The sequence below is a fragment of the Campylobacter concisus genome (assembly GCF_015679985.1).
In the GTDB taxonomy this organism is placed as follows: Bacteria; Campylobacterota; Campylobacteria; order Campylobacterales; family Campylobacteraceae; genus Campylobacter_A; species Campylobacter_A concisus_AC.
This window is the reverse complement of the sequence record NZ_CP049239.1, coordinates 216228-239042: the sequence shown is the minus strand read 5'-3', so window position 1 is coordinate 239042 and position 22815 is coordinate 216228. Positions and strand designations below refer to the sequence as shown.

General features: G+C 36.1%; 28 protein-coding genes. 2 read left to right on the top strand and 26 right to left on the bottom strand.

Annotated features, from left to right (window positions below):
• The 22 genes from G5B98_RS01230 to mqnP form a co-directional block, all read right to left on the bottom strand.
• Entirely contained in the window at positions 1-309 is a 309-nt protein-coding gene (locus G5B98_RS01230) for a DUF2314 domain-containing protein (protein WP_196086939.1), read from the bottom strand.
• The gene (gene dapB, locus G5B98_RS01225; protein WP_196086938.1) at positions 302-1072 is read right to left on the bottom strand and encodes a 4-hydroxy-tetrahydrodipicolinate reductase; all 771 of its coding nucleotides are present in this window, start codon (positions 1070-1072) and stop codon (positions 302-304) included. Before dapB ends, G5B98_RS01230 begins: the two co-directional genes overlap by 8 nt.
• 145 nt (positions 1073-1217) lie before the next feature.
• Entirely contained in the window at positions 1218-2156 is a 939-nt protein-coding gene (locus G5B98_RS01220; RefSeq protein ID WP_196088176.1) for an NAD(P)/FAD-dependent oxidoreductase, read from the bottom strand.
• Positions 2157-2165: 9 nt separating this feature from the next.
• Positions 2166-2612 (bottom strand): hypothetical protein, encoded by a 447-nt coding sequence (locus G5B98_RS01215; RefSeq protein ID WP_196086937.1) that lies wholly within the window; start codon positions 2610-2612, stop codon positions 2166-2168.
• Entirely contained in the window at positions 2612-2926 is a 315-nt protein-coding gene (gene trxA / locus G5B98_RS01210) for a thioredoxin (RefSeq protein WP_012001054.1), read from the bottom strand. Before trxA ends, G5B98_RS01215 begins: the two co-directional genes overlap by 1 nt.
• 72 nt (positions 2927-2998) lie before the next feature.
• Positions 2999-3340 carry a YraN family protein gene (locus G5B98_RS01205; RefSeq protein WP_196086936.1) on the bottom strand — a complete coding sequence of 114 codons (342 nt, stop codon included), beginning with the start codon at positions 3338-3340 and terminating at the stop codon, positions 2999-3001.
• Between the two features lies 1 nt (position 3341).
• Positions 3342-4604: a homoserine dehydrogenase gene (locus G5B98_RS01200; RefSeq protein ID WP_149714341.1), complete on the bottom strand. Its 1263-nt coding sequence runs from the start codon at positions 4602-4604 to the stop codon at positions 3342-3344.
• A complete protein-coding gene (locus G5B98_RS01195) occupies positions 4601-5809 on the bottom strand; it encodes an LL-diaminopimelate aminotransferase (protein ID WP_084109200.1) in 1209 nt (402 codons plus the stop codon). The genes G5B98_RS01200 and G5B98_RS01195 overlap by 4 nt, the downstream gene beginning before the upstream one ends.
• Before the next feature lie 9 nt (positions 5810-5818).
• The gene (locus G5B98_RS01190; RefSeq protein WP_103577345.1) at positions 5819-6601 is read right to left on the bottom strand and encodes a hypothetical protein; all 783 of its coding nucleotides are present in this window, start codon (positions 6599-6601) and stop codon (positions 5819-5821) included.
• Positions 6595-7536: a phosphatidylglycerophosphate synthase gene (locus G5B98_RS01185; RefSeq protein WP_072593965.1), complete on the bottom strand. Its 942-nt coding sequence runs from the start codon at positions 7534-7536 to the stop codon at positions 6595-6597. Before G5B98_RS01185 ends, G5B98_RS01190 begins: the two co-directional genes overlap by 7 nt.
• Positions 7529-8209: a 23S rRNA (guanosine(2251)-2'-O)-methyltransferase RlmB gene (gene rlmB / locus G5B98_RS01180; protein ID WP_054196059.1), complete on the bottom strand. Its 681-nt coding sequence runs from the start codon at positions 8207-8209 to the stop codon at positions 7529-7531. Before rlmB ends, G5B98_RS01185 begins: the two co-directional genes overlap by 8 nt.
• A 111-nt stretch (positions 8210-8320) precedes the next feature.
• Positions 8321-9136, bottom strand: coding sequence for a 16S rRNA (cytidine(1402)-2'-O)-methyltransferase (rsmI, locus tag G5B98_RS01175; RefSeq protein WP_196086935.1), 816 nt, complete (start codon positions 9134-9136; stop codon positions 8321-8323).
• Between the two features lie 3 nt (positions 9137-9139).
• Positions 9140-9340 (bottom strand): 50S ribosomal protein L31, encoded by a 201-nt coding sequence (gene rpmE / locus G5B98_RS01170; protein WP_002942443.1) that lies wholly within the window; start codon positions 9338-9340, stop codon positions 9140-9142.
• Positions 9341-9423: 83 nt separating this feature from the next.
• Entirely contained in the window at positions 9424-10080 is a 657-nt protein-coding gene (locus G5B98_RS01165; RefSeq protein WP_072593968.1) for a 16S rRNA (uracil(1498)-N(3))-methyltransferase, read from the bottom strand.
• On the bottom strand, positions 10081-10482 hold the full coding sequence (locus tag G5B98_RS01160) for a hypothetical protein (protein ID WP_196086934.1): 402 nt from the start codon (positions 10480-10482) through the stop codon (positions 10081-10083).
• The gene (locus G5B98_RS01155) at positions 10479-10682 is read right to left on the bottom strand and encodes a hypothetical protein (protein ID WP_196086933.1); all 204 of its coding nucleotides are present in this window, start codon (positions 10680-10682) and stop codon (positions 10479-10481) included. The genes G5B98_RS01160 and G5B98_RS01155 overlap by 4 nt, the downstream gene beginning before the upstream one ends.
• The gene (locus G5B98_RS01150) at positions 10682-11263 is read right to left on the bottom strand and encodes a 6-pyruvoyl trahydropterin synthase family protein (RefSeq protein WP_103583263.1); all 582 of its coding nucleotides are present in this window, start codon (positions 11261-11263) and stop codon (positions 10682-10684) included. Before G5B98_RS01150 ends, G5B98_RS01155 begins: the two co-directional genes overlap by 1 nt.
• Positions 11263-12018, bottom strand: coding sequence for a 7-carboxy-7-deazaguanine synthase QueE (locus G5B98_RS01145; protein ID WP_196086932.1), 756 nt, complete (start codon positions 12016-12018; stop codon positions 11263-11265). Before G5B98_RS01145 ends, G5B98_RS01150 begins: the two co-directional genes overlap by 1 nt.
• Positions 12018-12986, bottom strand: a complete 969-nt coding sequence (gene moaA, locus G5B98_RS01140) for a GTP 3',8-cyclase MoaA (RefSeq protein ID WP_072593973.1) — start codon at positions 12984-12986, stop codon at positions 12018-12020. The genes G5B98_RS01145 and moaA overlap by 1 nt, the downstream gene beginning before the upstream one ends.
• Before the next feature lie 138 nt (positions 12987-13124).
• Entirely contained in the window at positions 13125-13631 is a 507-nt protein-coding gene (locus G5B98_RS01135) for a DUF6115 domain-containing protein (protein WP_021091068.1), read from the bottom strand.
• A 9-nt stretch (positions 13632-13640) separates the two neighbouring features.
• On the bottom strand, positions 13641-14162 hold the full coding sequence (locus G5B98_RS01130; RefSeq protein WP_103628327.1) for a hypothetical protein: 522 nt from the start codon (positions 14160-14162) through the stop codon (positions 13641-13643).
• Positions 14159-15019, bottom strand: coding sequence for a menaquinone biosynthesis prenyltransferase MqnP (gene mqnP / locus G5B98_RS01125; protein WP_107698271.1), 861 nt, complete (start codon positions 15017-15019; stop codon positions 14159-14161). Before mqnP ends, G5B98_RS01130 begins: the two co-directional genes overlap by 4 nt.
• Before the next feature lie 105 nt (positions 15020-15124).
• On the opposite strand from mqnP, the gene G5B98_RS01120 reads away from it, so the two are divergent.
• Together G5B98_RS01120 and miaA are read left to right on the top strand one after the other, a co-directional pair.
• Positions 15125-16339: an FAD-dependent oxidoreductase gene (locus G5B98_RS01120; RefSeq protein ID WP_196086931.1), complete on the top strand. Its 1215-nt coding sequence runs from the start codon at positions 15125-15127 to the stop codon at positions 16337-16339.
• A gap of 2 nt (positions 16340-16341) precedes the next feature.
• Positions 16342-17217, top strand: a complete 876-nt coding sequence (gene miaA / locus G5B98_RS01115; protein WP_196086930.1) for a tRNA (adenosine(37)-N6)-dimethylallyltransferase MiaA — start codon at positions 16342-16344, stop codon at positions 17215-17217.
• Positions 17218-17246: 29 nt separating this feature from the next.
• Here the strand turns inward: miaA and G5B98_RS01110 are convergent, their stop codons facing one another.
• The 4 genes from G5B98_RS01110 to G5B98_RS01095 form a co-directional block, all read right to left on the bottom strand.
• On the bottom strand, positions 17247-18239 hold the full coding sequence (locus tag G5B98_RS01110) for an iron-sulfur cluster assembly scaffold protein NifU (RefSeq protein WP_054196048.1): 993 nt from the start codon (positions 18237-18239) through the stop codon (positions 17247-17249).
• An 18-nt stretch (positions 18240-18257) separates the two neighbouring features.
• Positions 18258-19448 (bottom strand): NifS family cysteine desulfurase, encoded by a 1191-nt coding sequence (locus G5B98_RS01105; RefSeq protein WP_196086929.1) that lies wholly within the window; start codon positions 19446-19448, stop codon positions 18258-18260.
• Positions 19449-19854: 406 nt separating this feature from the next.
• The gene (locus G5B98_RS01100; protein WP_196086928.1) at positions 19855-21231 is read right to left on the bottom strand and encodes a thioredoxin reductase; all 1377 of its coding nucleotides are present in this window, start codon (positions 21229-21231) and stop codon (positions 19855-19857) included.
• 3 nt (positions 21232-21234) lie between these two features.
• The gene (locus tag G5B98_RS01095; protein ID WP_196086927.1) at positions 21235-22746 is read right to left on the bottom strand and encodes a hypothetical protein; all 1512 of its coding nucleotides are present in this window, start codon (positions 22744-22746) and stop codon (positions 21235-21237) included.
• Positions 22747-22815: the final 69 nt, after the last annotated feature.

The following is a 22815-nucleotide window of genomic DNA, read 5'->3' as shown; positions in this document are numbered from 1 at the left end:
TTAGTTTTCATCATCTTTGTAAATTTCAAGAACATTTTTGTAGTTAAACTTGATCTCATCGCCAGCATTTAAACAGCCTTTTGTAAATGGTTCATTGTCTAAAATGCCGGTAAATTCGCCGTTATTTGTCTCACTAACGACCACCCACATGCGCTCAACCTGAGCAAATTCATCATCTTCAAATCTAAATATAAGCTTTACTATATCGCCAGTTCTTAAATTTTGACGCTTTTCACGCTCCGGCAGGTAGAATTTATCACCAAATTCTAGCTTATAGTTCTCTACATCATCAAGCACAAATTTAATCATCAAGCCCTAAACTATCATCTATCGAGTAAAGGCCACTATTTTGATCTTTTAGCCAAATGGCAGCCCTGATCGCGCCTTTTGAAAAGGTTGCCCTACTCGTTGCGGTGTGATTTAGCTCGATAAATTCGCCGTCATTATAAAAGCCAACCGTGTGGCGACCGACCACATCTCCACCACGAAGTGCCATGACTGCGATCTCGTCTTTGCTCCTAGCCCCTACCATGCCGGCTCTACCAGTTACTAAAACATCTTTTAAATTTAAATCTCTTGCCTCAGCTACACTTCCTGCAAGTGTCATCGCAGTGCCACTTGGAGCATCTTTTTTATGCCTGTGGTGTTGCTCTACGATCTCTATGTCAAATTCTCTTAATGTTTTTGAAGCAATCCTTGCAAGGCGTTTTAGTACAGCCACACCCAAACTCATATTTGTTGCGTAAAGAATAGGCATAGTTCCTGATGCTAGGTGGAGCAAATTTTTCTCGTCATCATCTAGCCCGGTCGTACCGATAACTAATGGTTTTGGATTGGTTCTAGCGTAGTTTAGCAGTGCCATGGTCGCCTCTTTTTGACTAAAGTCGATTATCACATCGCACGCTTCAAAAAATTTAGCAAGGTCATTTGTCAAAAGCTCGCTACTTAAATTTTTAACCTCATTTTTTTGGCTAAAAGCGATGCTTAAAGTGGCATCTTTCTCATCTTTTAAACAAGAAATGATACTTTGAGCCATCTTTCCACTAGCACCATAAAGGCCTATTTTTACCAAAATTTATCCTTTGATTTTTGGTTGAAATTTAACATAAAATTTATTATAGATAGATTACAAATAGGCTTTAAAAATGCGTATAAAATCAAAATTTTAATAGAAAAAAGAAGAGAAATTTAGCCAAAAATTTGGCTAAATTTGAGTATTAATGCAAGCTTTCTATGTAGCTCATAGCGCTAAGTGCAGCCACTGCGCCATCACCTGCTGCTACGATGACTTGCTTTGGAGCGTCCTCTCTGATATCACCTGCTACAAAGAGCCCATTCAGGCTGGTTTGCATCTTAAGGTTTGTCTTAACCTGTCCACCATCGACCATATCGCAGATAAATTTGCCGTTTTCATCTTTTAAAATTTCATTATTTACATTTAATCCAACAAAGGTAAAAATTCCCGGCACATCAAGCACGCGCTCACCATTTTTGGTATCAAGCACAATCTTTGTTAGGCCCATTTTATCGCCAAGCGCCTCTTTTATCGTCGCACTTGTTATAAATTCGATCTTCTCATTTTTTCTAGCTTTTTCAACTGTAGTTGGCGCCGCTCTAAATTCGTCACGTCTATGGATTAAATAGACTTTTGAGCAGATATTTGCTAGATAAAGCGCCTCTTCAACAGCTGTGTCACCACCGCCAAGAACAGCCACTTCTTTGTTTTTGTAAAAAAAGCCATCGCATGTTGCGCATGTGCTAACACCTTTGCCAAAGAATTCATCCTCACCTTTAAAGCCAGCGCGTCTTTGGGTTGAGCCAGTTGCTACGATGACAGCTTTTGCCTGCTCGCTCTTGCCGCCTTCAAGTAAAATTTCAAAGCTGCCGTCGCTATTTTTTCTAACGCCAACAACGTTTGCCCATTTATGAACTAGCCCAAATGCGCTGCACTGCTTCCACCAAGTGCTCATAAAATCAAAGCCACTCTCGCCAGGGGCTTTTTGGCCTGGGTAGTTTTCTATCTCTGAGCTCGAGGTGATCTGACCGCCAGGCTCGCCTTTTTCAAACATTACAACATTTTTTAATCCGCCTCTAGTGGCGTAAAGTCCGGCGCTTAGTCCTGCTGGACCGCCTCCGATGATCGCTAAATCAAGCATAATTTTCCTTTATTCTAAAACATTTATGGGCGAATTTTGTTTATAAATTTCGCCCCTTTGATGAACTATCTCAACACTACTTGGAAGCTTTGTAATGCTCAAATTTCGCATCAGCTCCAAGACCGTATTAATATCCGAGCTTATATATTTTAGTGTTGAGTTTGACTCATATCTTTTTTGAAAGATATCGATTGCCACAACTGTTTCATTTTTGATTGGTAAAATTTCATCTAATTTTAATTGATTTGAGCTGAAGATTAAAAGCGTGTATTTTGGCTCTTTTGGAGTGAAAATTTCGCTTTTTTCGTAAAAAACTAGCTTCGCAAAATCAACAAATTTATATTGTGAAAAACGATAGTTGCTATACGCAAATGCAGCTGCTATCATAGCTGCACCAAAAAATGAACCAAATATATATGTAAGAGGAAGTAGGCTTCCTCTTCTTTTTTCGCTCATTAAAGAAGCGAATTTAGTTTGTCAGTTAAGGCTTGTTTTGACTGCGCACCGACCATTTGCTCAACTAGCTCGCCATTTTTGAAAAATAGCAATGTTGGGATCGATCTGATGCCAAACTCAACTGCAAGATCTTGCACTTCGTCAGTATTTACCTTGCAAATTTTTGCTTTGCCGTCAAAATCTTCAGCAAGCTCTTCGATCACTGGAGCTAGCATACGGCAAGGTCCGCACCATGGAGCCCAAAAGTCTACTAAAGCAACGCCCTCTTTTGTAACATCAAAATTTTCTTTTGTAAGTTCGATGTATTTTCCCATTTTTTCTCCTTGTTTTTAAAATGTAACAATTATACAAATTAAATTTAAATTTTATCTAAATAATAAATTTTATTATAAACTAATATTTTCTATCAGTTCTAAATTTTCATTTTTTATAACGAGTAAATCGACTTGAAAATCTCTATTTGGCTCATTTTTCATCATATAAAAATTTATAGTTTTTAAAATTTTTATATATTTTGCCTTATTTAGTCTATACTCTGCTTCATATTCTCCGCTAGTTGCTTTTACCTCTATAAAGTGTAAAATTTTATCACTACTTAGTGCAATGATGTCGATCTCGCCAAATTTAGAGTGAAAATTTCTCTCTAAAATGACAAAACCGATCTTTTGTAAAAATTCACACGCCCTATCTTCCGAGCTTTTACCGAAGAGATACTCTTTTAACCCCAAGCTACTCCTCGATCCTCATCATAAATGGCTCTTCTTTTATATACTCTTGCTCTTTTAAAATTTCAATTGTCCTTCTTACATCAGCCTCAAGACTCGTATGTGTCGTAAAAAACAATACCGCAAATTCACTCTCATCTTTTGGTTTTTGAAGTATGCTATCGATCGATAAGTTATTTTCGCTCATTAAATTTGTAATCTTTGCTAGCACACCCATTTTATCTTCGACTTTTAACCTAAAGTAGTACTTCGTCTTTATCCTATCGCGGTCAAGTAGCTCAAGCGTATTTAATTCAAACGGCGCTTTATATCCAAGCATCGGCGATTTACTATCTCTTGCGATGTCGATAAGATCGCTGATCACCGCGCTTGCCGTTGCATCGCCACCAGCTCCAGGGCCATAATACATCGTCTCGCCAACAACTTCACCAACGACACTGATCGCATTTGTCACACCACTTGCCTTTGCTATCATTTTATTTTGCGGTACAAGCGCTGGATGCACACGTAGCTCGATTTTACCCTCACTTTTCTTAGCAATTGCTAGAAGTTTTATTGAGTATTCGAAATCTTTTGCGAAAAATATATCTTCAGGTGTGATATTTTGAATACCTTCGATCAAAATATCCTCTGGATCGCCATGCACACCGTATGCGATGCTTGCCAGTATAAGAAGCTTATGAGCCGTATCAAAGCCACCCACATCAAAAGTAGGATCAGCCTCAGCGTATCCGAGCTCTTGCGCCTTTTTAAGTGCGTCTTTAAAATTTGAGCCCTCGTCCATCATCGAGGTTAGGATAAAGTTACTAGTTCCGTTTAGTATGCCATTTATACTAACGATATGATTTGCGCTTAAGCCTTCTCTTAATGCTCTAATGATCGGTATGCCCCCAGCCACGCTTGCTTCAAAGCCAAATGGTATATTTTTGGCTAAATTTTGCAAAGCATATCTGTGATAGGCCAGAAGTGCTTTGTTTGCGGTCACGACTGCTTTTTTTCGCTTTAAAATTTCACTCACAACCCTAAAAGGCTCTTCCACACCACCCATAAGTTCGACAAAAACATCGATATCATCGCGGTTTATAACGCTATTTATATCATCAGTCAAAGGGATGCCAGCATCTCTTTTTTTATTTAAATTTCTAACCACTCCGATGACTGGCACTATCTCCTCGCCACTTCTTGCTGCAATTAGCTTTTTATTTTTTAGTAAAATTTTAGCAACTGACTCGCCAACGGTTCCAACGCCCAATATCGCTACATTCATTCAAATTCTTTCAAATATTTTTTTATATTTCTTGCTGCTTGTCTTATTCTATTTTCATTTTCGATAAGAGCTAGACGCACATAGTCATTTCCGCCCTCGCCAAAACCAATACCCGGACTAACTGCGACTGATGCCTTTGTAAGAAGCTGCTTTGAAAACTCAAGGCTGCCCAGATGACTAACTTTTGGCGGTAGTTTTGCCCAGATAAACATACTAGAGCTTGGTTTTTTAAGCTCCCAGCCAGCCTGAGCAAAGGCCTCTATCATCACATCTCTTCTTTTTTCATAAATTTGGCGTATCTCTTCAACACAGCTTTGATCGCCATCAAGTGCGACTGTGGCAGCCACCTGTATCGGCGTAAACATACCGTAATCAACCCATGATTTTATCTTTTTAAGTGCTGCGCAAAGTCTTTTATTTCCGCACATAAACCCAACTCTCCAGCCAGCCATATTGTAGCTTTTTGAAAGTGTATAGCACTCGACCGCAACATCTTTTGCACCATCGACCTCAAAGATACTTGGCGTTTTGTAGCCATCAAACGTAAGATCAGCGTAGGCGATGTCAGAGATAACGTAAAATCTCTCTTGTTTTGCAATACTTACAAGGCGCTCGTAAAAGCTCTTTTGCACTGTCACGGTCGTTGGATTGTGAGGGAAATTTACGACTACGTATTTTGGCTTTGGTGAGCTTGCGTGTATAGTTTGGATCAAATTTTCAAAAAATTTATTCTCATCTAGCTCAAATTTATCATTGTAGTGAAGTGGCATCTTTGCGACGCTTCCGCCAGCAAATAAAAACGCTTGCGTGTGTATCGGATAAGCAGGATCAGGCACGATAGCCACATCGCCTGGGTTTATCACGGCTTGAGCTAAGTGAACAAAGCCCTCTTTGCTACCCATCGTAGCGACTGCTTCGGTATCTGGGTCTAAATTTACGCCGTATTTTCTTTTGTACCAGTTGCAAATGGCAAGGCGGAGCTTGTAAATTCCAGCACTGGCTGAGTAGCCGTGAGTCTTGTCCTTTTGCGCGCTTTCGCATAGTTTATCGACGATGTGCTGTGGTGTTCTGCCCTCAGGATTACCCATAGAAAAGTCGATGATGTCCTCGCCAGCTCTTCGTGCAGCCATTTTTATTGCATTTACTTCGGCAAAAACGTAGTTTGGTAAACGCTCAATTGTATTAAATCTTATCTCATCAAACACTGCTTACTCCTATTTTATAAGCTTGATAATTATCTCATTTTTTATATTATTTATATCAACATTGTCGCTAATTAATGCGTATTTTGCGCCTATTGCTAAATTTATAGAAATGGCGGTTTTTGCTTGCTCTTCTTTTATAGAGTCGATCTGATTTAAATTTTTATCATAAATCCTAACAAGTGGCATCCATCTATTTGACTCTTTTGATGCGATATCCAGACTACTTGCACCCTCAACATCAACAAAATAAGTACCACCGCTTTTTAAAAGTGGCGTCTCTTCGTCAAAATTTACCTTTGTAGCCTTAAGAATCATATTCTGAGCATCTAAAAATATCTCTAAATTACCATCAACTCTATCAAATCCTAAAATTTTAAAACCGTTTTGACTAAGCGCTAAGCTTAATAAACTTGGATCTATTCCGCCATTTTTTATGGCTGAAATTCCATAAAAAATTTGATCTCCATTTTTTAGAGAATTTATCCTTGAGATACTTATGTTGGCATCATCCAGAGTTGAATTTATTGATTTTACAAATAATATAGAAGGAACTTTTTGCTCGCTTATAAATTTTAAATTCAAACTATTTGAACCAAATGAAATGCTATCGTAACTTGAGTTTTGTTTTAATCTTAATACTAGCTCATTGACATTGAGTGAGCCATTTTGGTCTAAATTTTCTAAAGAGATTTGCACATTTTCAACATTGCTTAAAGCACTTGCACTAGTTTGTAAGCTAAAAGCATAGGCAAATACACTAAAAGCGGTGAAAATCGCTATTTTTCTTACCAAGATTTACCCTTGTTAAGTTCTACAAACTCATCATAGCTCACAAATTTCATCTCTCCATTTTCCACTAAAAATCTAGCTGGACGACTTGGATTATATTTTGTTACCTTATCGCCGATCTTTAGCTCAATGTTGCCATTTCCACAAACTACGAGCTGCCTTTGGTCTAAATTTATATTTATGCTTTTGCTTGTGTCGTTTGATACTTTTTGACCATTTTCAAGATTAATGATGCCTATCCAGACGCGTTGTTTTGGTGTAATGACCGCCTCATTTAGTGGCTTTGTAATGTTTTGCTCTATCTTAGGAGCTGGCTGAGCTGCCATGCTTGGCTTCACAGCGTTTTGCTCTATATTTGCAGGACTTGTTGTCACATTTTGCTCAACTGGAGCTGAAATTTTTATGCTTGATATGTTTGCTTCTATTTTAGGGCTATTTTGAGAGATGGTGATATTTGTATCGATGATATTTTTCTTCACCTCATTTACTATGCTTGACTGTGAATAGCTCACGCTTTTATTCTCGTCATTTAAAAACGATAAAAAATTCTCGATATATTTGTAAGCATCAAAATGATATGCCCCACCAGCGATAATAGCTAAAATGATGAGCCAAAATAAAAATCCAGCACCGCCACTACCGCTTTGTTTTTGTATGGTAATATCTTTTGGAGTGTAAGAAGAAATTTTTGGAGTAACTTTAGTTTTGTGACTCTCATCAGGGGTGTTTTCTTGCATAAAGGCATCATATTCAGCTAGCAACTCGCTCAAATCAACATCATATTCACGTTGCAAAATCTTGGCATAGCCCCTAATATTTAAACGTGATAATTTTTCAAAATTTTTATCAAAAATATATTGTAAAAATGTAGGCTCAATATGCGTTTTACGTGAAATTTCCTTTAAACCTATCTCTTTTAAATTCTCTAATTCATTCATCTATCATCCTGTCACAAATTATTGCAAAAGCTGCACTTACATTTAAGGAGTCCCAGCCCTCTTTTAACTTTATACCAATACACTCATCACACTTCGCTAGAGCCTTTTGCGGTATGCCTTCGCCCTCTGAGCCCATCACCAAAGCTCTTTTACCGGCAAACTTCATCTCTTTTACGTTTTTACCATTACTTGCGGTTGCATAAATTTTAAAACCAAATTGCTTTAGTTCATTTAATAAACTAAGCCCATCTTCAAAAATCGCTATTGGTATCTCATAAGCAGCACCACTACTTGATCTTAAAACGCCTTGCATATTTATACTTTTTGCCACTATCACAAGACCTTCGCAGCCTAGAGCATAGGCACTTCTAGCGATAGCACCGATATTGCCAACATCGCTTATACCATAAAGAATAGCGATAAAATTTAGCTTTTTAAGCTCAGCAATGTCTGAAAATTCAAACTCACTAACATTCGCTAAAAAACCTTGATGATTCCCACCGCGAGCTAAAGACTGTGCTTTTTGATTATCCACGCGGATGATTTTTTTGCCTGTGCCACAAATTTTAGAGAAGAGTTTTTTGTCACACTCTTTTGAGAGATATATCTCTTCTAGTATCTGTGGTCGCTTGTTCAAAATATGTAAAAATAGTTGTTTTCCGTATATTATCATGGTAACCTATGGTAGCTAAAGTCAATTAAAATTTAACTTATTTTTGTATGTAGCTAGAGTAAATTTTGCACTTTCGTTTTAGTATCACTTATTAGTTTTATAGCCTATAATTTAAGCTTTTATAAGCTCATCATATATCTTTTTTACATCTTCTCCAGTTATTTTGTTAAGCAATTTTGCTTTTACTTTTGGAGCAAGATCAAGCGAAAGTATCTCATCTTTTGTGATATTTTGAGTGGCTGTTTTGTCACTTTTTGAGATGACAATCGCCCACTCTCCACTTAAATTTGCTTTTTCTAAAATTTGGACTAAATTTTTGGCTCTATCCTTAAATTTAGTCTCAAATTTTTTTGTAGCCTCTTTTATGGCAAAAATTTTTCTCTCAGGTTCTAGATTTGTGATACTTTGTACTAAGCCTAGTATGCGTTTTGGGCTTTCGTAAATAACGGCTGGATAAGCTAAATTTAGAGCATTTTGGATAGCGAGGGCTCTATCTCTACCAGTGTTTGGCAAAAAGCCCAAAAAGACAAATTCCTTATCACAAAGTCCACTTGCGACTACACTTAAAAGTGCGGCATTTGCTCCACTTAAAATCTCATATTCAATGTTATTTTTTTGAGCGTATCTTACTAGGCTAACGCCTGGATCGCTGATACCTGGCATACCAGCATCGCTCATGTAGGCTACATTTTTGCTAAAAAAGTCATCACTTAAATTTACAAAAAAATCATTTTCGTTGTGAGTGTGAAGTGGAATAAATTTTGATATATTTATACTTGCGTCAAAACGTTCATTTAGCAAGTTTATAAGACTTTTGCAGACTCTTGTATCTTCGCAAATAGCTATCTCGCATTCACGCAAAATTCTAATCGCACGAAGCGAGATATCTTCTAAATTTCCTATTGGAGTAGGAATAAAGTAGAGCAAGGCTTATTTTTGAGCGTATTTTTTCTTAAATTTCTCAACACGGCCAGCACTATCAACTATCTTTTCGCTGCCTGTGAAAAATGGGTGGCACTTGTCGCAAATGTCAATTCTGATCTCGCTTTTGTTTGACTTTGTTTTAAAAGTGTTTCCGCAAGCACAAGTTACAGTGCAATCTACGTATTCTGGATGGATATCTTTTTTCATCATTTTTCCTTTATTATTTTTGGGCTAATTATCTACATTAAAAGTTGCTGATTATATAAAAAGAAATCTAAAAATCAAATAAATTAAGCTAGGAATTTTGCCGCTACTGAGATAACCGCGGTCTGTGATCTTAAGATATTTTTTGTATTTAGGCCGTAGCTATTTTTAAATTTAGCCGTCTCATCCTCGCTAAATCCGCCCTCTGGACCAATTATTAAAATTTCATCATCTCTTTTTTCATTTAAATTTTTACCGCCAAAATTTATAGCTGAGACATTTTTATAAACACTCATTAGCTCGTCTAAATTTTTATAAATTTCAAACTCCATTAGTGAAGTTCGTCCGCACTGCTCGCAAGATAGAGCATTTATGTAGTTTAGCCTTTCAATATCTATCTTAAAATTTGCTTGAGAAAATTTAGTATAGACAAAAGCTATTTTACCAACGCCAAGTTCGTTTAAAAATGGCAATGTCTTTTCAATCGTCTTTGGATCGACGATAGCCCAAGCGATTGTAAAGTCGAATTTTTGCTCACCATTTAAGCTGGCAAAGACAAGACTTAAGCTCGCACTTCGCCTATCAATCTCATCAATTTCATAAATATACTCTTTAAAGTCTCGTAAATTTCTAACACTTATTCGCTCACCAGCTTGCATTCTTCTAGCTTTTAGGTGTAAAAAAGCCTCATTTACTATCTTTAAGCTTTCATTACCTGCATTTTTATCATATAAAAATTTCATCTAAATCCCTGCAACTACGACTAAAATAAGATCACAAAATCCCTTGATAAGGGCGAATTTTTTAAATTTTTCTAAATCGCCATTAGCTGCATAAATTTTTAGCCTTTTAAAACCTATGGCACTAAGTGCGATTAAAATTATTAAGATGATTAACATTTTTATGGCATTAAATTTAAACTCATATCCGTAATACGCCCATAAAATAAGTCCAGTAAGCGTAAGAAAACTAAGCAACATATGATAAATCGGTAAAAAATATCTTATACGAAGCACATAGTTTTTACTATTGCTACTAAACTGAGTAAGTATTAAATAAAGTATATTACAGGCAATTAGCGCATAAAAAAATGTCACATGAAAAGGCAAAGTATATGCAAAAAGTGAGGAGAGATGTTCGTTCATTTCTTATCTTTAGAAGGCTCGTTCTCTTCTACAACTGGCTCAGGTGGAAGTTGTTCATCGATTGTGACATTTGCGTCTGGTTGGGCTATGGTCACGTCACTCGGCACTGGCTCGCTAATATCATTTTTAGCCTCATCTTTATCTCCACAACCCGCAAATAGACCAGCCATAAATAAAAAAGAAGTTATAATTTTTTTCATCAAACGTCCTTTGGAATTTCTATTTTTAACCTATTTTTCATTTTCTCGAATAAATTTTTATCTTCCCACTCTTCTATGATAGCATCTGAAAATTTGATCTCATCTAGCTTTATCTCGCCCATTTGCGCATTTACGGCATCCTCTTTAAAGCACTGCGCATAGCCCGTATCAGTCTCATGCACGATAATGCTATGAAGCTTCACTTCACGCTCACCATTGTTCATAACACTAAGTTCAAGCAATCTTTCTATTAGTACAAAAAATATACGGCAAAACTGCTCTGCACTTGGATTTAGCGGGATCTCGATCCATCTTGCCGAGTGCTTTTTTAGATCATTTTTATATTCATCATTATCGCCTGAAAATATTGTCGTAGCGTGATCAAAACTATCAATGATCGTTTTTATATTTTGCTTCATTAAGCCAAAATCATAGACCATGCCGGCATTATCAAGAAAATTTGAGCTAAGTAAAATTTCAGCCACATAGCTGTGCCCGTGGATGCTAGTTCTGCAACGCTTTGAGCTGCAAAATCTCACAATATGTGCATTTTCAAATCTAAAAAGCTTTCTAATAATCATCAAACACCTTCTTTATCGCTCCAAAGCCTGATGTGGATACGCTCTGAGTAGTTAAATCCATACTTTATGGCAAATTCTGCCGCTTTTAAAGCATTTTCGTTTAGCTCAGCTTTATTCGCCCCTATTGCCATACACCAAACTGGCAAATCAACTTGACTTTTTATATTTATAATCTCGTCCAACTCGCTTTTATCAAAGCGCGAGAGGACAAATTTTAAAAAGCTACTTCTTGCATTATTTTTAATAGCCAAAATAGCGTCTAAATTTATGCGTTTTTGTTCATTAACTCCGCTATTTGCTAGCTTTACTCCAAGTGCAAAATGGCATTTTTTATAAATTTCATATTTAGCAAAATTAATTAAGATAGTGCCGTTCGTCTCAAAATGCACTTCATAATCTTCAAGCAATTCCTTTACCAAATTTATAAAATTTTCATTTTCATGCCAGATGAGCGGCTCGCCACCGGTTAAAACAATGATCGGTTTTTGCATTAAGCCTTTGCATAGGTTATCAACTAAGCCTAAAATTTCATCTACACTGTAAATTTTATAATTAAAATGCCCTTTAAAAACAGCCCTTATGCTATCACATCCTAGTAAGCTTTCGCCAGTTTTTAAAGATTTTGTTTGCACGCCAAAGCCAGAGCAGTTTAAGTTGCAGCCTAAAAAGCGTAAAAATATGGCGAGTCTGCCTTGGTAAGCCCCCTCGCCTTGGATACTTAAAAACGCCTCAACTAGTTCTAGCTCTTTGCTCATCAACCACCAGTTTGATAAAAGGCACGCGAAGAGGTTTCATTGCTAGCGCCTATCGCCCATTTGTTCTCTTTTGGTTTATTTGCTAGCACTTGCCTTAAAATTTCACTTGCAGCTACGATATCACCTTTTTCAACCGCTTTTTTGATACTAAGAGCTTCTTCAAAGTATAGGCAAGGTATTAAAAGTCCCTCAGCACTTAGTCTGATGCGGTTGCAACTCTCGCAAAAGTCGTGCTTGTGTGGATCTATGATGCCAAATTTATAACCATCATCGAGCCTATAAATAGACGCGGGCGCATTTGGTAGTTTTCCATCTTTCGTGACATTATATTTTTGTGAGATGATTTTTAAAATTTCATCGCTACTTAGCCCTTTTAAATCATCTTTAGCGTGTGAATTTTCCATATACTCAATAAATCTAATCTGAGAATCTCTAAATTTAGCAAACTCGAGCAAATTTATAAGCTCATCATCATTTACGCCTTTTAGTGCAACAGTGTTTATTTTTACCTTTAATCCAGCATCATGAGCTGCTTCAAAGCCAGCTAAAACTTCGTGTAAAACGCTTTTTTGTGCGATAAATTTAGCCTTTTGCTCATTTAGTGTATCAAGTGACATATTTATGCGTTTTAGTCCAGCGTCTTTTAACCTTTTGGCAAAGTGTGAAAGCATATAGCCATTTGTAGTAAGTGCTAGATCGATGTCTGGATTATAATCACTTATCATCTTTATAAAAACGTCCAAATCCTTACGTACAAGCGGTTCGCCACCAGTAATTCTTATCTTTTTTATACCTTCATCGATAGCCACTTTTACAAATAAAAATAGCTCTTCAAAGGTTAATAAATTCTCCCTTGGCGTCCAGCTAAATGGCGTTGTAGGCATACAATACCTACACCTAAAGTTGCAACGCTGAGTTACAGAAATCCTTAAATAATCAACAACCCGACCATATTTATCGATTAGCATAAAGCACCTTCTTAAGCTTGGTTAGAGCTTTTTATAATTTTTTCAATTATATGTTAAAAGATTTAAATCAAAATAAAAATTTAAGCCAATTTTTGTAGTTTAAGAGTAGATTAGTCTTTTTAAAATTAGCCTATAAATTTAGGCTAATTTATGAAATTTAAGCACAAACTCGACCCGCCCCATTCCAACATGAAGGTCCTTTGCGATCATCGCTGCACTTTTTCCGTCTTTAAACATTTTTAGAATTTGTTCTTCTTCATTGATGACGCTTGGTGCGATTTTATTAATATCTCTTGTTCGCTCTTCAAGACTAACTATCCTATCTTTTTGCTCTGTTGCAAAATCATCAATTACTCGCTCAATACTCTTAATCGCACGAATTATTGGTACAATCTTTTCATTTATTTGTAAATCAATATTTTCTTTTATCTGTTTTTTAAGTGGCTCATATTGTTCGCTATTTTTAAACGCCTCGCCCTCAAGCATTGAAATTTGCTTTTTTAGATTGAAATTTTCTTGCATAACGCTTTCTATCGCTCGCTCAAATCTCGCAAATTTTTTATTTGTCTCACTATCTTTTATCAACATTAAAGCTACTATTATCGCCAAAACGATACCAAAGCCTAAAAAAATATAAATTTCCATATTTTTCCTTTACGAATTCGCTCTCATTTCTCTTATCATTACACGCTCTCTAGCTGTTACGTAAGCGTTCCAATCGGCTTCATCCTCTTCATGCATATTTTCTATCTTTACTAAATTTTCACTAACAGCCCTTAAATAAAGGCTCAAATTTCTCTTTGGAAAGATAGGCATAGCAATCCTTGCGTAGTAAATTTCATCTTTTATAAATTTCTCTTCACTTATTTTGATGTGTGTAAAGCCGATTTCTTCGATACTCGTCCTCTCTTTTAGTGGCAAATATTGCTTATGTTCGTTTTTAATATAATCACTCAGAGCATCGACTTTTCTATGAAGCTCGATCAGTAAAGTTAATAAAACTTGATCGCTCTCTTTGGTTTCGCCACGCGATTTAGCTCGTTTTAGCCAAGCCCCAAGCGCATCCTCTTCACCCGGCAAAATGGAGTCAAACTCTCTTTTAAATTTCTCGCTCCCATCTTTATCAGACTCAAATTCCATATCAAGAGGTGCCTTAAACAGCTTAATCTCACTCATAATACGCTAATCCAAACAAAGATAAAAAATAAAATTCCCAAATAGCCATTTAACGTAAAAAATGCTCTATCTATCTTGCTAAAGTCGCGTCTTACGATCCTATGCTCAAAAAATAAGATCACGCCGCTTACTAAAATTCCAAAAAATGCCATCGCTCCAAGCCCAGCCGCCCAAGCAAAAAGTAGCCAAAATATAAAAGCTAAAGCATGAAAAATGGCTGATAAAAAAAGTGTAGCCTTGTCGCCGTAAATAGCTGGTATGCTAAAGAGCTTGTTTTCTTTATCAAATTTCATATCCTGAAGTGAGTAAAGCAAGTCAAATCCAGCTACCCAAAATGTCACACCAAGGCAAAGTAATACGCTCCAAAGCGGTATAGCAGCACTCACTGCGACCACGCCAGCGATGGGAGCAAGACCTAGGCTAAGGCCAAGCACCAAGTGTGCTAGCTCGCTAAAGCGCTTAAACAGCGAATATCCGCCAAGAATAGCTAAAATAGGAAAACTTAGCCAAAATGCGAGCGAATTTATAAAATAAGCGCATGCGATAAAAATAAACGCATTTGCCACTATAAAAAGCTGCATATTGCTCCTACCGATACGACCATCAACGCTTGGACGGCTTGCAGTTCGCGGATTTAGCTTATCGATATCTTCATCTTTGTATCTATTAAAAGCCATAGCAAAATTTCTAGCACTAACAGCGCAAAAAGTACCTAAAATAAGTAGTTTAAAGCCAAACCAAGCTGAGCCACTTTCTATCTTGCTAGCAACTATCATCGCAACAAAAATAAAAGGCAAAGCAAAAACAGAATGCTTAAAAACGATAAGTTCAGCGATAATTTTTAATTTTTCTATCATTTGATAAATTTCCATTTTCTTTAAAAATGGTTGATTTTACACCATTTTGCTTTAAATTTGAATTTATATTATCATTACAAGATTAATTTAAAACAAAGGGTTATTATGGGCAAAGTAGCGATTATTGGAGATAGTTTTAGTGCGTTATTTACGGCTTACGAATTAGCTAAAAAGGGTGAAGAAATTTTAATTATTAGCAACCAAAAAGATGATTTTACAAATGGAATTTTAACGCCTTTTGGCACACACGCTCTTGCAAAAGATGGAGCGATATCTAGCTCATTTATGGGGCTAGTTAGCAAAAAAAGCGAGCTTGATATAAGTATTTGCTTAAATGAAAATTTTAGAGCTTGGATGACAAATTTTACACTTAAATCAACCAAAGCTCACGACAAAAAGATGCAAATTTTGTTTTCAAAATTTGGTAAGAAAAACTTTGAAATTTTAAGAGATTTAAACAACAAATATCCGCAGATAAATTTCGATGAGAGCGGTGTTTATCTACTTTTTAGCGATGATGAAAGCTTTAAAAAAAGGCTTGATGAGATAAAGGTTGCCCATAGCGAGCAAGAAATTTTAAGCGTAAATAAAGAGCTTGCAAATTTTGGGCTAATAAATAAAAACATAAAAGGCGCTATAAATTTAGCCAACAACGCAAGCATTGATACAAATGAGCTCAAAAAAGCTTTGATAAACGAGCTAAATTCTCTTGGGGTAAAATTTATAAATGATGAAATTTATGAGCTAAAAACGCAAGGACAAATAGTGCAAAAAGCTACCGGCAATAACGGCGAATATGAGGCCGATAACTTTGTGATCGCTTCAAAAAATTTAGAGCTTTCAAATAAGCTAGGCACGAGCTTAAATGCGATTTTGGCTAAATTTTACACCATTGATCTTGGCCTAAACGAAGGGCAAATCCCTAAAAAACCAATCATTTTAAATGATCTATTTGCCAAAATTTATCCAACTAAAAATGGCGTTATGATTATTACAAATTTACAAGTCGGCGCTATCGATACGCTTGTTAAAACTGAAAAGATTAATGCATTTTTAAATGAACTAAAGATACATCTTGGTATAAGCGAGCTAAAAGAGCCTAGCTTTAGGGCAAACTACGTACTTCTTAGCTCAAACGATAAACCAGCTCTTGGACGCGATAACATATATAGTAACTTGATCTATAACCAAGCTTATGGACTAAATGAACTTAGTTTTGCTCCGTATTTTGCCGGTGTTTTGGCTAGTCTTATAAAAGATAGCAAAAATAACGAGGAAAATGATGAAATTTTACTCTTTAGCTCGTTTTACGAGGGCTAGACTTGTTTAAAGAATTTGCAATAATTGGCACCACGGCAAGTGGCAAAAGCGATCTTGCATTTGAGCTTGCAAAGAAGCTTAATGGCATCATCTTGAGTCTTGATTCACTTGCACTTTATAAAGAGATAGATATCGCCAGTGCAAAGCCAAATAAAGAGCAGCTTGAAGCCATAAAACACTTTGGTGTAGATGAAATTTATCCTGATGAAGAATTTAGCGTTGGGGCATTTTTTGAAATTTATAAAAATGCAAAGGAATTTGCGCGCTTACAAGACTGTCCACTCATCATCACAGGAGGCAGCGGCTTTTATCTAAAATCAATGCTTAGCGGACTTGCGCCAGATGTGCCAAAATGTGAGCCAAATTTAAGCAATGAAGAAATTTACGAGCTAGCTGTAAAAATCGATCCTGAGTTTGCAAGCAAATTTAGCCAAAATGACTCTTATCGCCTCGAAAAGTGGTATCAAATTTATAAATTTAGTAGCCAAATTCCAAGCATTTGGCTAAGAGAAAATACTAAAGAGAGCATCATAAAAGAGCTAGCGATATTTGAAATTTTATGGGACAAAGATGAGCTTAGAACTCGCATCGCAAAGCGAACGAAAAATATGCTAGATGAGGGCTTGATAGATGAGGCGAAGTTTTTATTTGACAAGTATAAAAGCGAGCCAAAGCCATTAAAATCAATAGGTCTAAAAGAGTGCAAGCAGTTTTTGGAGGGTGAAATTTCAAAAAGCGAGCTAGAAACGCTTATCGCCACGCACACAGCCCAGCTTGCTAAGCGTCAGAGAACCTTTAACCGATCGCAGTTTGAGAAGAAATTTGTGGGCGATTTGAATCAAATTAGAAGTGAAATTTTAAAATTCTTAAGAGAATAAAAACTAGCCCACAAGGGCTAGTTGATAAATCAAATAGGCATAACCCTAATTTTTGGGCTTAAGCTCTCTTGCAAGACATTTTCAATCGCGTAAAGAGTGCCAGTTGAGCCACTCGCACAGCCTGAGCAAGCACCAAGATAGCGGATATAAATATCAGTATTTTCGCCGTTATCATTTCTGATATCTAAAATTTCTAAATTTCCGCCATCCATCTCGAGCATTGGGCGAATTTCCTTATCTATGACAGACTCTACCGCTTTTAACTGCCCTACCATCGTCATATTTTCAAAGCTAATGTCACCTAAAGTGTGATTTGCTTGGGCATTTGCCTGAGCTTCGATCTTCTCACGCTCCATCTCAGCCCTAGTATCACGCAAAATATCTACCAAATAATATTCTCTTTTTTCATGGCCACCAGGCTTTACACAAGACTTGCAAAATGCACCAGCTTTGGTGTATTGCGTGATTTCCTCAACTGTGTGAAGGTCATTTAGCCTTATCACTTCTTTAATCGTACCAAGGCTTACTCTAGCGCACTCGCAAACGATGATCTCATCTTCAAAATGCTCTGGGTCTATGCCTTTATAGCTTGCAGCTGCTGCTTTTATAACGTCATATGCCATAACTGAGCAGTGCATCTTTTGAGGCGGGACAGCCGGTGTTTCTGGATTATCGCGCATAGCCTTTTCGACATCAAGGTTTGTGATCTTGACAGCTTCATCAACTGTTTTGCCGATACAAAGCTCAGCCATCGTATCAGAGCTAGCTATCGCTGTGCCACAGCCAAAGCTTTTAAATTTAGCATCTATTATTTTGTCTGTCTTTTCATCAACAAGCCAGTATAGCCTAACCGCATCACCGCAGCTTTCTGCACCAAAGTCAGCCACAATAAGCTTTGCGTTTGCCTTTTTAGCATCTTCTTCGGTTATCTCTCCCATAAATTTAGGATTATTCATCCTGTCTTGTACTACCTTAGAATACTCATCCCAGATAGAGCCTCCGATCAAATTATTCTTTGCCATGTTTATTTCCTTTAAATTTTATAATCCACTCTTATGCCATTCTGGGGCGTAGGCAAATGTACTAGAGATACCTCTTAGTCTATTTACTGCTTTTGTTATGTGCTCGATCGCATAATCAATCTCTTCTTCTGTATTAAATCTAGAAAGAGATAGTCTAAGTGCGGTGTGAGCCAGCTCTTTATCTGCCCCTATGGCCTCCATTATTGGGTTACTCTCTAATGTTTCACTTGCACATGCTGAGCCAGTTGAAGCTGCGATGCCAGCTTTGTTTAGATCCCAAAGCATAGCTTCACCTTCAACGCCTTTTATAGAAGCCAAAATGGTATTTGGCACACGTTGCTCTTTTTTACCAACGACGCTAACGTCAGGAATTTTTAAAATTGCATCCTCAAGCTTATCACGCAAACGGCGAACATGAGAGTGCTCATAATCCATAAATTTATTTGCCAGTTCAAGTGCTTTACCCATGCCGATGATGCCAGGAACATCGAGTGTACCACTTCTACGTCCGCCCATGTGCTCGCCGCCGTGAAGCAAGCTACTTAGTGGCATACTATTTTTTATAAATAGTGCTCCAACTCCCTTTGGTCCGTGAAATTTATGCGCAGAAAAGCTTAAAAAATCAACGTCAAGATCTTGAACATTTATCTTTATCTTACCAACTGCTTGAACGGCATCCGTGTGGAATAAAGCCCCATATTCATGAGCGATACTAGCAAGCTCTTTTACAGGAAAGATCATACCGGTTTCGTTATTTGCACTCATTATAGAAACAAGTGCTACATTCTCATCCATTACAGCTCTTAACTGTTCTGGTGTGACTATACCATCGTTATTTACATCTAAAACAGTAAGCTCTACGCCATATTTTTCTAAAAATTTACAAGTCGCCAAAATAGCTGGATGCTCAACTGCGGTTGTTACGATACGCTTTTTCTCGCCAGTTGTTATTTTGTCAAAGTAGATGCCTTTTATTACCCAGTTGTTGCTCTCAGTTGCACATGAGGTAACGACGATATCGTCACTATCTTTTGCATTTAACCCAGTGTAGAGCTGATCTAGTGCTATTCTTAAAGCTGGATGTGTTTCAGAGCCAAATTTATGAAGCGAGTTTGGATTGCCGTATTTTTCACAAAAATACGGCTTCATAAGCTCAAAAGCTTCAGGATCAACCATTGTTGTAGCGTTATTGTCTAAATATACTCTCAAATTTAAAACCTTAATTAGGATAAAAAATATCCTTTTTATTTTTGATGGGATATTATAACAAAAAAGTTAAAAGCAAGTTTAAAAATATGCTTTAATTTTTTCAAAATTTAGCTCATTTTGATATTAAAATATATTGAAATTCTTTATCAAAATTTGTATAGATCGCTATTTGCGATTTTTCTTATAAAAAAGTCCAATTATCTCCTAAAATTAATTTATTTTTTTAAGTTAATAGTGCGACAAACATATTGCCTACATGCATTATCTCTTTATAGTTTTCTTCTAGTTTTTCATATGAGGTTTTATAAAGTTCTATTAGGCCGGTTATCGTAGAGATCTTTGATTGTAGTGGCTTAATATATTTATATTTGGCTCCGTTTGGAGCCATAGATATTAAATTTATTATTTAATCCTTTATATTATGCTCTTTGGCATAACTTAGTATCTTTTGCCTAAGATCTTCAGGAAAGCTTTCTCTATACATTACTGGTGTTAGAGGGTTTAGTTTTTTATCTAATTTACCAGCCTCATATAGTCTTGTTAACTCTTCTGGTGTGTTGTAGTATGGTGCATTTGGATATCCTTCTGGTGGAGTTAGAGACATTATTTTAGCTTCTAGGAGGGTGGAGTCGATGTAGAGAGATAAATCGCGATCATCCCATGTGTTTGGATAACCAACTTCGTCAAACTTTTCCTTATAATCTTCTAATACTTTTTTTGAATATTTTTCAAATTCTTCCCTTGTAGTCTCATTTGCGTCTAGGTCTCTAGGGTCTAGTAGTTTTCCTTCATCTTCTACGAGCTTTCTTAAATGCCTATGGATTGAGCCATCTGGATTATTAACGACCCCACCCCTATTAAAATCCATCACAAAGTAATTACCAACTATCTCATCAAGGTAAGGCATCATGCCATATTCGTCTAGTGGAGGATTGCTGGCTACCTTTCTAAATTCTCTAGCCATTTGTAAATTTTTGTTTATACCTGCTAGGTATGTAGAATATTCAAACATATCAGCTAAAGCCTCTAAAGCCCCATCTTGACCGAGCTGAGCTGATAGAAACATTGATTGATATGCTCTTGCTTTAAATCCTGCATATCCTAGTCCAACTCCTCTTGAAAATCCAGCCGTATTTCCTAAAGTTCCGGCACATATATTCCACTCTGCTGCAAACAGTTCTGATTTTAGAGTATTTCTATTAGCATTTACTTCATCATAAATTTCAGCATATTCTGGTTTAGTTAGTTTGCCATTACTATCTACTCTAGCTATTGCATCTTCATGAATATCTATCATAGTGCATTTTAGATTACTTCTTTTTACTAGATAGATATATCTATCTCTTTTATCTTTTAAGCTTTCATAGTAGGCTTTTTCTGATTTAGTCCAAGGTGATAGTTTAGTTGAGCTTGGTTTATAGCTAATATCTAGCCATGGCTTAAATGATAGATAGTCTGTTTGACCTAAAGAATTTGGTTTAGGGTTATAGTATAGTGGTTTATAGTTTTTATATGGAGATGAGTCTAGGATGGAGCGGGCTTGAACAACTAACTCAGAAGCTTCTTTGTTTGCGATCCTGTTTTTAGCATCTATTTTACTATCTGGCTTTGCTACTATTAAATTTGTATTTTTATCAAGCCAGACCTCCTTTCCATTCGGAGCTATAACTATATATGTATTATTGTTATCCATTAAATTTCCTTTATTTATTCTTTTATTTATTTCTATTAGTGATATGGCTATTACCAAGATAGCTAAAGCTGTAAATATAATCTTTTTCATCTTTTATCCTATGTAAAGACCATCTTCCATGACTATGGTGGTGGCTAGACGACCTACTAGGCGAGGAGGGACTGTACGATCACTATCGGTATTTGCCTTTTTACACCCCACATACACGCCCTTAATGTTATTATTTCCTATGGTATCTAATGCTTTTATTAGATCTCTTGAGAGATTAGAGTGGTTGTTTTCATCGCTGGTGTTAAAGATTCCTTTTTTAAATAAATTTATGATTTTTACTACTTCTTGATAAGAGTCTATTGCATATTTTGGTTTACCTACTACTAAGTTAGCAAGTGAATTTTGCTTATACACATCATAAATTTCCTTCTCCTCTTTAACATCCAAATTTAACCCTCTTATATCTACATCTGAGTTTGTATATCTGCTTCTTGCATAATTAAAGTAGTTTGCATCTATCTCATTACCAGCTCCTCTTAGTTCATCTAAACATAGATGAGCACTAAGGTTATTTAGTGCTAGCTTTGAAGCAAGGTTATGTGAGAGTTTGCTTTGTTTATTGTTTATATCATAGTAGATAAATGAGTTATAGTCTAATCCTCCACTACTTATATTAGCTCCTAGAAATAGTCTATTTAAATTTAGGCTTATATAGTTTTGATAGATCATTACTGGATAGTAGCAATAGCTATTTGTACTATTTTTATCATAAGCTTCTTTTATAGACATAGGTTTATATGAGATATTATTTAGTGCGTAAGCTTCATTAAATTTATATGTATATCTTGTATGCATTATTTCATTGTAGTTTTCTTCTAGTTTTTCATATGATGTTTTATAAAGTTCTACCATACCTTTAAGAAAAGCCACTCCTACATCTTTGCCTAGTGATTTGCCATATCCTTTTAGCATATTTCTCATAGCTTCGACATCTTTTGGGTTAAACATATAAGTTTGTTTCATAAAAGCAAAGCTTCTCATGCTATTCCAGATGATACTTATGTTATAGCGACCTATTAGGAGACGAAGTTTTACAGAGTTAATAGCCTGTTTAAGCAGATTTCCTTTTGATTTCCTTAGGATTTCAACATTTGTTTTAGAATTTGTTACATACTTTATAAATTTATCCACATTTTCAGTATTATTCATAGTAAATAACTGTCTTACAATGTTTAATACACCAAGCTCATCAAGAAGCTCATCTGTTGCCTCTTTTTTATTTGGATCAAATACAAATGAACCAATAGAATTATAAATTTTTGATTGACCATCTTCGCTAAAGTACTCTGCAAAAGGAAATAACCCTTCTATGGCGGTTTTTACTATAAGCGTTGGAGCTTCCTTCTTCATATCTTTTTCTATGGTTTCATAAGGGATATCTTGAATTTTTAAAGTCTTTTTCAAGATAGCATCATCCTTTTTCCAACAATCCTCTATCTCTTTTGCTTGTTTATCAAGTAGCTCTTCTATCTGCTTTTGCTCCTTTAACCCCAAGATAGAAGTGTCTATAACCTCATGCTTATTCTCATTATTTACTTTTAAGAGCTCTTCCACACTTGCTACGTTACTTTTTTTGAGTATTCCATATAGTCTCTTAACTCTTCAATGCAAATATATTCACCA

Excerpts from the sequence above, each read along its gene's own strand:
- G5B98_RS01230 (WP_196086939.1), bottom strand. The coding sequence starts at position 309 with ATGATTAAATTTGTGCTTGATGATGTAGAGAACTATAAGCTAGAATTT.
- G5B98_RS01220 (WP_196088176.1), bottom strand. The coding sequence starts at position 2,156 with ATGCTTGATTTAGCGATCATCGGAGGCGGTCCAGCAGGACTAAGCGCC.
- G5B98_RS01215 (WP_196086937.1), bottom strand. The coding sequence starts at position 2,612 with ATGAGCGAAAAAAGAAGAGGAAGCCTACTTCCTCTTACATATATATTT.
- trxA (WP_012001054.1), bottom strand. The coding sequence starts at position 2,926 with ATGGGAAAATACATCGAACTTACAAAAGAAAATTTTGATGTTACAAAA.
- G5B98_RS01200 (WP_149714341.1), bottom strand. The coding sequence starts at position 4,604 with ATGAATGTAGCGATATTGGGCGTTGGAACCGTTGGCGAGTCAGTTGCT.
- G5B98_RS01185 (WP_072593965.1), bottom strand. The coding sequence starts at position 7,536 with ATGAATGAATTAGAGAATTTAAAAGAGATAGGTTTAAAGGAAATTTCA.
- rlmB (WP_054196059.1), bottom strand. The coding sequence starts at position 8,209 with ATGATAATATACGGAAAACAACTATTTTTACATATTTTGAACAAGCGA.
- rpmE (WP_002942443.1), bottom strand. The coding sequence starts at position 9,340 with ATGAAAAAAGATATCCATCCAGAATACGTAGATTGCACTGTAACTTGT.
- G5B98_RS01165 (WP_072593968.1), bottom strand. The coding sequence starts at position 10,080 with ATGAAATTTTTATATGATAAAAATGCAGGTAATGAAAGCTTAAAGATA.
- G5B98_RS01160 (WP_196086934.1), bottom strand. The coding sequence starts at position 10,482 with ATGAACGAACATCTCTCCTCACTTTTTGCATATACTTTGCCTTTTCAT.
- G5B98_RS01155 (WP_196086933.1), bottom strand. The coding sequence starts at position 10,682 with ATGAAAAAAATTATAACTTCTTTTTTATTTATGGCTGGTCTATTTGCG.
- G5B98_RS01150 (WP_103583263.1), bottom strand. The coding sequence starts at position 11,263 with ATGATTATTAGAAAGCTTTTTAGATTTGAAAATGCACATATTGTGAGA.
- G5B98_RS01145 (WP_196086932.1), bottom strand. The coding sequence starts at position 12,018 with ATGAGCAAAGAGCTAGAACTAGTTGAGGCGTTTTTAAGTATCCAAGGC.
- moaA (WP_072593973.1), bottom strand. The coding sequence starts at position 12,986 with ATGCTAATCGATAAATATGGTCGGGTTGTTGATTATTTAAGGATTTCT.
- G5B98_RS01135 (WP_021091068.1), bottom strand. The coding sequence starts at position 13,631 with ATGGAAATTTATATTTTTTTAGGCTTTGGTATCGTTTTGGCGATAATA.
- G5B98_RS01130 (WP_103628327.1), bottom strand. The coding sequence starts at position 14,162 with ATGAGTGAGATTAAGCTGTTTAAGGCACCTCTTGATATGGAATTTGAG.
- mqnP (WP_107698271.1), bottom strand. The coding sequence starts at position 15,019 with ATGATAGAAAAATTAAAAATTATCGCTGAACTTATCGTTTTTAAGCAT.
- G5B98_RS01120 (WP_196086931.1), top strand. The coding sequence starts at position 15,125 with ATGGGCAAAGTAGCGATTATTGGAGATAGTTTTAGTGCGTTATTTACG.
- G5B98_RS01110 (WP_054196048.1), bottom strand. The coding sequence starts at position 18,239 with ATGGCAAAGAATAATTTGATCGGAGGCTCTATCTGGGATGAGTATTCT.
- G5B98_RS01100 (WP_196086928.1), bottom strand. The coding sequence starts at position 21,231 with ATGAAAAAGATTATATTTACAGCTTTAGCTATCTTGGTAATAGCCATA.